Genomic DNA, 6,921 nt, shown 5'->3' with positions numbered 1-6,921 from the left:
GTGGAGGGGCGTGCCGAAGGGGTGGGGGCCGTCCACCCTGGTGTAGCCGAGGCGGCTCGGCGTGCTGAAGAGCGTGCAGGTGCGCTCCTGGCGGTCGACCAGGAGGTAGAGGGGGGCGCCGAACTCGGCGTACCGGCGGCGCTTGACGACGCGGTCGGTGTCGCCGTTGGAATCCGACGTCACCTCGGCGATGAGCAGGGTTTGATCCGGCAGGAGCGCTCCGGCATCCTTCGCCAGGTCCTTCGGGACGACAGCCACATCCGGGATGTACCAATTCGGCGTGCCCGGAAGGTCCAGGTCACCAGAGCCGCAGATGCAGCCCAGCTCATCCGCCCTCGCCTCGACCTGCCTGCGGATCCTGGTGGCTGCGGACTCGTGCCCCCAACTCGGCGGCATCATCGAAATGACCCCCTCCACGATCTGCACCCAGTCCCCCTCGATGTGCTGGATCGCGTACTTCAGAGCTTTTTCGGGGTCGTCGGCCGCGTAGGTGTGGGGCTGGGCGCTCATCGGTCCTCCTGAGGGCATCGTGACGGCAGCATGACGACTGTCCACGGTTTACAGCAATCTGCCGTGGTGACCCGCCCGTTCGGACCAACGCCCACCCGAACAGGTGAACCATCTCCCTTGCGCTCGGCTGTGGTGGCTCAACGGGCTGGCGCCGGCGCGGCACCTCCGGCGGGGCTCGCCGCCACCGCGGGGACGGCGGTCCCGGCCGTCGCTCCCCCGGACGGGATCGCAAGGCGCCGCCTCCGCCGGGCGGGGGAACCGCTGTCGGTCGCCGGGTGCAGGCCCGCTCGGCGTTGTCCTGTGTCAGTGAACCTTGAGCGTGTGTCATCGAAGTTTGAGTGATCCAGATCGGGATGCCTTGGGGAGGACGTTCCACTCCGACCATCCAGGAGGCCCGAGTTCCGGACAGACGGGTCCGCTGAAGGCGGGGGTGACGGTCCGGCGCCTCACCGTGTACGACCAGCCTCACAGAGGCGTCCCGTCCCCGTCTGCGCAGTCGCCGCGAGTTCCGGGACACCTTAATCGAATTGGTGCTCGAGCGTGTGTAGTCATGTGTCAAGTTTGTTTTCGGAAGTTGATGCGATCAACCGTGCCTGCGTGCAAATATCGATGCTATGACGGATGGGGCAGGTGGTTTTTTCACCCTCGCTGCCGCGGTGATAAAACTCTTCGCGGGGCAGGGACCCCGAACTGAGCGACCAAAACTCAAGGGCACGGTAGTGGGGCAGAGGGTGAACGAGAGGACTCTGCGGGTATGGGCGAGCGTGAGGAACGAAAGTGGCACAGCGATAACAATCGATTACGTGTCGTCCTTCGTTCGAGGCAAGGGGCGCGGTAGGGGCGGGATAGATCAGGTTCAATTCCGGTCAGGCCCGACGCCGCCTTTCCGTCTGGACGGCTACTCCAGTGCGGAATGGGAATCGAAGATCACGCTGCAGGACTGGATGACGGAACAAGGCGCAACCTGCACCCTATGTGTTACGGGTGTAGGAGGTTCCGTCTACAAGACAACCAAAATAATTGGCAGCGGGATTTATTGACGAGGACGACCGGTCTGGCCTGCCTCAATTCGGGATGTGCGGAAAGAGTCTGACGGAAACGGGTGAGAGGTTGATGTCCTTGCGGACGCTCGCAAGGAAGCGTTCGAATGCGTCGGCGGATGGAATTCGCGCCCGGTTCCAGTCTTCTGTCGAGTGTTGACGCGCTTGTGCGTCGTAGAAGAGCTTGGTTACCGTACGGTCCATCAAGGATGCAGCGGTGACCACGGAAGCGGATCCGTGAAGCCAGACCGCAACCAGCGCATTATCCCAGGTCTTATCGCGGCGAGTACTGCTGATCGCTTCAATTAACGTGTTCGTATCCCGCTCCGTTAGGGCGATGGTTCGGATTTCCTCGTAGAGCAAGATGAATGCCTCGGCGAGACGTTGATAACTGGCAGTCTCTTGATCGCGACGCCATCGTGCGGCCTCGGACCGGATGTCCCAAAGTCTCCCCAATGCGACGCCGATAACTCCCGCCGCTGCAGCCAAGAGTGCCGCACCCACGCTGCCTCCTAATACTGTTGTCAGACAGATACCCGAGAGAAGAACGCTCCATTAAGGGAGCATGTAGCTGCGACGTGCTGTATGGGGCCCAGTGCTGTTAAATCGGGCCGGAGGTTTGGCGTCGCTGGTCTGATTGACCCGGGGCTGTGCGGCGACGGTTTGCGTCCCGGATTTGGAGCGTTAGGAGCGCGAGGGACGTCGAGATGTTGTGAGTGTCCATCAGTTCGGTCCAGATCTCCATGGCGCCCATCCTTTTGGCGATCATGGCAGTGACCAGCTCCTTGGCGTCCTCATCAAGGGCATTGCGCCGACGGCGGGTGCTGCGTTCAGGGAAGATCGAGGAGGTTAGGACGCGGCGGACCAACCAGCTGGGGACATCCCATTCCTCGGAGATGGCGCGGATGGACATTCTTCCGTCAAGAGCGTCGTGCTGGATGAGGACAGCTAGATCTACGCCAAGACGGGTTAGCGCTTTGTGCTGGTGTAGGCGGAGGGCACGGGGGTTCGGCTTGGCCCGGCCGCGGGGAGAGCTGGCATCTGAAAGCGCGTGTTGCAAGACTTTCGCGGAGCGTCCGGAGACAGCAGCGAGTCGTTCGATCTGGGGCTTCCCGAGCCAAAAGGGTGGTCCGCAGAGGAAACAGTGGAGGTAGCTGGGCTTGAGGTGGTTGGCGCGGGCCAGCCGCCGGATGTAGGAGTCGGTGGTCTCGCCGAGCTGCGGGCGGACGTTGACAGGGAGCCGTGCGAGGCGGTCGGGCAATGGAGGCGTCACCATCTGGCCACCCTTGGCCTGACCAGGGCCGAAGGGTTCTGGGCTGAGTAGTCCAATGGGATCGTTTCGAGGGACTTCTTTGTGATCTTCTCGGTGCCGGTGAGGATCGCGTCGATCGCGGCTCCTCGGATGGCATGGGAGAGCGCCCCGATCATGCCGCCAGTGCGTTCATGCAGGTAGCGGTCGAGCGCGACCAGCGTGCCGGGGCGGTGCCGGTGCAGCAGCAGGGTGTTCTCCAGGGTTGCGACCAGCCCCTGCCACTCGGTGCCGTAAGGAAACGCGTGGGTGGGGATGAGCGTGAAGCGACCGGCGATCTGGGCTCCGCGGGTGCCAGAAAGCAGGTTGCTGCGCTCGATGTTGATGCCGGCATAGATGAAGGTCGCGGGGATGCGCTCGGAGAAGTACTTGAGGGTGTCGGCGACGTCGGCGCCGTTTTGGCTGGTCAGCGAGATGTTATGCAGTTCGTCGACTAGGACCAAGCCGGTGCGGGTGTCGGTGCAGACGCCGACGACGGCCTCGATGAGGTCGGTGATGTTCGAGCGGCGGCGGACCGGAAGGCCGAGGAAGCGGGCGAACTCGGCGGCGACCATGCGGGCGGTCGCGGCGGGCGGGACGGTGATGTAGACGACCGGGATTCGGTCGCGGGAGTGTGGGTTGCGCGCGCGGTCAAGAAGTTCGTGGGAGCGTCCGAGCTGGGTAATGGCGATGGTCTTGCCGGTTCCGGCGGGGCCGGAGACGATCAGCCCGCGGCGGGCACTGATCGCGTGCCGGTTCAGCAGCACCAGGCGCCGCCCGCAGGTCACGGTATGGCGGACAGTTGAGGTGGCGACCACTAGAAGCCGGGCGTGGTGATCGAGCCTGGCCTCGTCGTCGATCTCCCGCTCGAGGCTGGAGAGCGCGGTGTACTCATCTGCGGTCAGCAGCCTTGGCGAGGCGGGTGGCTCGGCGGTGAAACGGCGCCAGCCCTCGCGCGTGGTCAAGTGGAACCCGGCTTCGTCGTCCGCGGTCTCCAGCGCAGTGTCGGCTCTGGGGCTGGGGTCGGTCACCTTCGCCTCCATGGATCTTCGAGCGGGTCAAACAAGCCCAGCGGGATCACCTTGGCCAGTGGCTCGTCCTTGGTCGTCGGCGCCGCTGGCTCGGTAGGTGGTGCAGGCTCCGGCCGGGGAACGGAGGTGATGGGGCCTGCGGCCCGGGTGCGGGCAGCGACCCGCCGGTCCCGGGCGGTGCGTTTGGGCTTAGCCGGCTGATCAGGTCCGGCATGGGCCTTGGCCAGGAGGGCGGAAACCGCGTCGGCGATCTCGGTTTCGGTGGCCTTGGGCAGGCCCTGACTGGCGTGGTCCCAGGCCAATTCTCCGAAGGGGACGGGGACGCGGTACAGGTGTTTCCAAGTGGCCTCGATCCACTCGCCATCGCCGTAGTGGTTGCGTACCCAGATCCGGGAGACGTCGTAAGGGTCGTGGTGGACCTCCCATAGCCCCTTCTTGGCCTTGATCCCAGAGTCCTGGCGCCGAAGGCCGTTCAGCTTCGCGCTGTCGTAGGTGCGGCGTTTGATCTTGATGCCGTAGTCGTTGACCGCGCGCCAGACGGCAGGCAGCAGTTCGATGTAGTCGGTGCCGGTGAGGGAGACTGGCACGTAACCGCAAGCCTCGACCAGGGCGGTGTACTTCTCGTTCGGCGTGAACGACCGTCCTGGGTGGGCGGGATCACGTAGTCCATCGTGTTTGCGATTTTGCCACCGGGAGATGAGCCACTCGTCCAGTAGTTCCTGGAGTTCCAACAAGGACCACAAGGGTTGTTTGTCCAGGTGACGCCCGCGGCGGTCGGTGTTGCGGCCGGTGTAGCCGGGGAGGAACTGCGTGAACAACGTGCCTACCGAGTTCAGCATCCTCTCGATGTGCCCTTTTTCGAACCCTGAACCTTTGTGCACAGGCTGGAAATCGATTTCCAGGAACCGGCAGGAGGAAAGGAAGTTGCGGGAGATGAATGCTTTGCCGTGGTCACAGACGATCATCTCCGGCACGATCAGCGGCCGCGCAGCCGCATGCTCCAGGCGTTCGTCGATGCTCAGCAGCCGACGGTGCGGCATCACCGAGCGGGACATCCGCAGCGCATCCACCCAGCCCGGCCGCATCACCTCCGGGGTGACCGTGCGAGCTAGCAGCACGCTCGCGTCGACCGACTTCGTAGTAGGCCGCAGAACGGCCGCTGTTACCGTGCGCGTCGCGACATCGATCATGCCGGTGAGCTCGACCTTGCCCATGACGCCGTCATCCAGTCGGACCAGCACATCCAGAGGCGTGGAGTCGATCTGCATCACCTCGCCCGGCGCGAATGCGGGCAGCTCCCCGAAGGGCGCCGCCGCCCCGTGAGCCCGCGACCGGCGGGTCGTGGCTGAGCCTGTGGTGTGGGTGCCTACAGTGAGCTTGGCCAGCAGCCGGTAGAGCGTGCGGCGCGAGGGCAACTGGACCTCCCGGCCGTCACGGCTGGCTTTGAGGATCTCGCCGGTCCGCCACAATAGGAATGTGCCCGTGCGGGTGGAGGCATCCACGGCCTCGCTGATCGCCTGCCGCATCGCGGCGATCACCACGTCGTCCACGGCGCCATACTTGGTCGTCTTGCGCACCGGGCGGTGATCCGCCAGCCCGAGCACTCCGCCCGTCTCGTAGCGACGGCGGTAATTGCCGACTGTACTCACGCTCACCTTGTGCCCGGCGGCAGTCAGTTCGGCTGCCTTCGCCCGCTCACGAGCGGTCAGCGACTTGGTCGGTGCGAACTCCGGCTTCGGCTCTGCGTCTCGCGGGGCGTCCGGTGGCAGCCCGTGCAGGACCTCCAGGATGTGGCCCTCCCACCACATGGCCTTCTCCAGCACGTGCTGCGGCAGCGTCTCCAGCAGGGATATCGGCGGCAGCGGCATCCGCCCTGAGCTGTCCACGACCTCGAAATCCTCATCCGCGAACAGCAAGACCGGCGGCACTGACCGGGGCTCTCCTCCAACCTCCGAGAGCGTGACGGAGCGGCCTGAGACGGCCAGCACGACCCGGATTTGGCCCTCGAACCGCACCCGTTCCCCAACGGCGAGGCCCGGCGGACGCGACAACCGTCCCATCACCACTGCCTCGTCCTTGCGGCGTGCACCGTGCTGTCCGATGCCAGCAGCTGGCGGGTCAGGTCTGCCACCAGCTCGTGCGACCACAGCAGGTGAAACAGCACTGGAAGCGCAAGAATCGGATCACCGACCTCGCAGGCCCCGGCCCGCAGCGGCGTCGGTTCTCGGAAGACTTTCAGCAGTCCTTCAGCGACATCCGATAGGCGGCACCGGCTCCTGCGATAACGGGCAAGCCACCGCATATTCGCCATCAATACCGGATCAGGAACGCCGACGCGCACGAACTCCCAGCCCACCGCTCGGCAGGCCCGCCCCGTCGCCTCGAACGCCTCCGCAGCCGATTCATCGATGCGGTCACCAGCACGGACGTCGACGATCCGGCCGCGACCGTCCGCCAGTCGAACGAAATAGTCCGGGGCGTGCCGGCGCTTGCGGTGGCCGTCGTGCCAGTGCAGCCAGAACGGCTGCGAGGCGATGCCCGTCACCCCCGGATCGGTGTCGAGGAGGATCAGCCGGTCCCGCTCCAGCCACGATTCGTACCCGATGTGCCCACCAGCCGTCGCCGCGTAGTACCAGCCTGCGAAGCTCTTGCCGCCTTTGGGCCACCGGAACGGGCGTACCGGTGGCACGTGCTCGAAGCGGACATTCCAGCTGCCGCCGAGCGGCCTGCGAATCCGTGTGCCATCGTCATAGAAGACCAGGTCAAACGCACCAAGCGCCGGATCCACACATGCATCCGCGAGTTCCCCCACCGCCACCCCCGGCGACCAGGCACGTTCGGCCACTCAATCTTCGATGACACAAAGCTACCGGCTATCAACCTTCAGTGACAATGCTCAATCTTCGATGGCGCAGCACAGGCGTATGTCCTTGGACAACGTAGTTAGTCGATGGGGGAGCGCCGATCTGCGGCGACTGTGTTGATTGGCAGAGCCTCGAATGGATGGTTGGCTTCGCGCTGGGTTGTTTCGTCTCCGGCGCAGGGCCCCTGG

General features: G+C 64.9%; 6 protein-coding genes. All 6 read right to left on the bottom strand.

The features are described 5' to 3' along the window. On the bottom strand, positions 1-510 hold a 510-nt coding region (locus K6I33_RS29000; protein WP_229357507.1), incomplete at its 3' end, for a Uma2 family endonuclease. A gap of 1,064 nt (positions 511-1,574) precedes the next feature. Continuing rightward, positions 1,575-2,054 carry a hypothetical protein gene (locus K6I33_RS28995; protein ID WP_229357506.1) on the bottom strand — a complete coding sequence of 160 codons (480 nt, stop codon included), beginning with the start codon at positions 2,052-2,054 and terminating at the stop codon, positions 1,575-1,577. A 97-nt stretch (positions 2,055-2,151) separates the two neighbouring features. Continuing rightward, on the bottom strand, positions 2,152-2,811 hold the full coding sequence (locus K6I33_RS28990; protein WP_229357505.1) for a hypothetical protein: 660 nt from the start codon (positions 2,809-2,811) through the stop codon (positions 2,152-2,154). An 8-nt stretch (positions 2,812-2,819) separates the two neighbouring features. After that, positions 2,820-3,869, bottom strand: a complete 1,050-nt coding sequence (locus tag K6I33_RS28985) for an ATP-binding protein (protein ID WP_229357504.1) — start codon at positions 3,867-3,869, stop codon at positions 2,820-2,822. Continuing rightward, a complete protein-coding gene (locus tag K6I33_RS28980) occupies positions 3,866-5,929 on the bottom strand; it encodes a Mu transposase C-terminal domain-containing protein (RefSeq protein ID WP_229357508.1) in 2,064 nt (687 codons plus the stop codon). The genes K6I33_RS28985 and K6I33_RS28980 overlap by 4 nt, the downstream gene beginning before the upstream one ends. Next, positions 5,929-6,714, bottom strand: a complete 786-nt coding sequence (locus K6I33_RS28975; RefSeq protein WP_229357503.1) for a TnsA-like heteromeric transposase endonuclease subunit — start codon at positions 6,712-6,714, stop codon at positions 5,929-5,931. The genes K6I33_RS28980 and K6I33_RS28975 overlap by 1 nt, the downstream gene beginning before the upstream one ends. Between the last annotated feature and the right edge of the window lie 207 nt (positions 6,715-6,921).

It is taken from the genome of Streptomyces sp. UNOB3_S3 (assembly GCF_020740895.1).
GTDB lineage: Bacteria > Actinomycetota > Actinomycetes > Streptomycetales > Streptomycetaceae > Streptomyces.
Note: the sequence above shows the minus strand (reverse complement) of the source record. Positions and strands in the feature narration are given on the sequence as shown.

Bases quoted from the DNA above. Each gene is read 5' to 3' on its own strand.
- K6I33_RS28980 (WP_229357508.1), bottom strand. From the start codon at position 5,929: ATGGGACGGTTGTCGCGTCCGCCGGGCCTCGCCGTTGGGGAACGGGTG.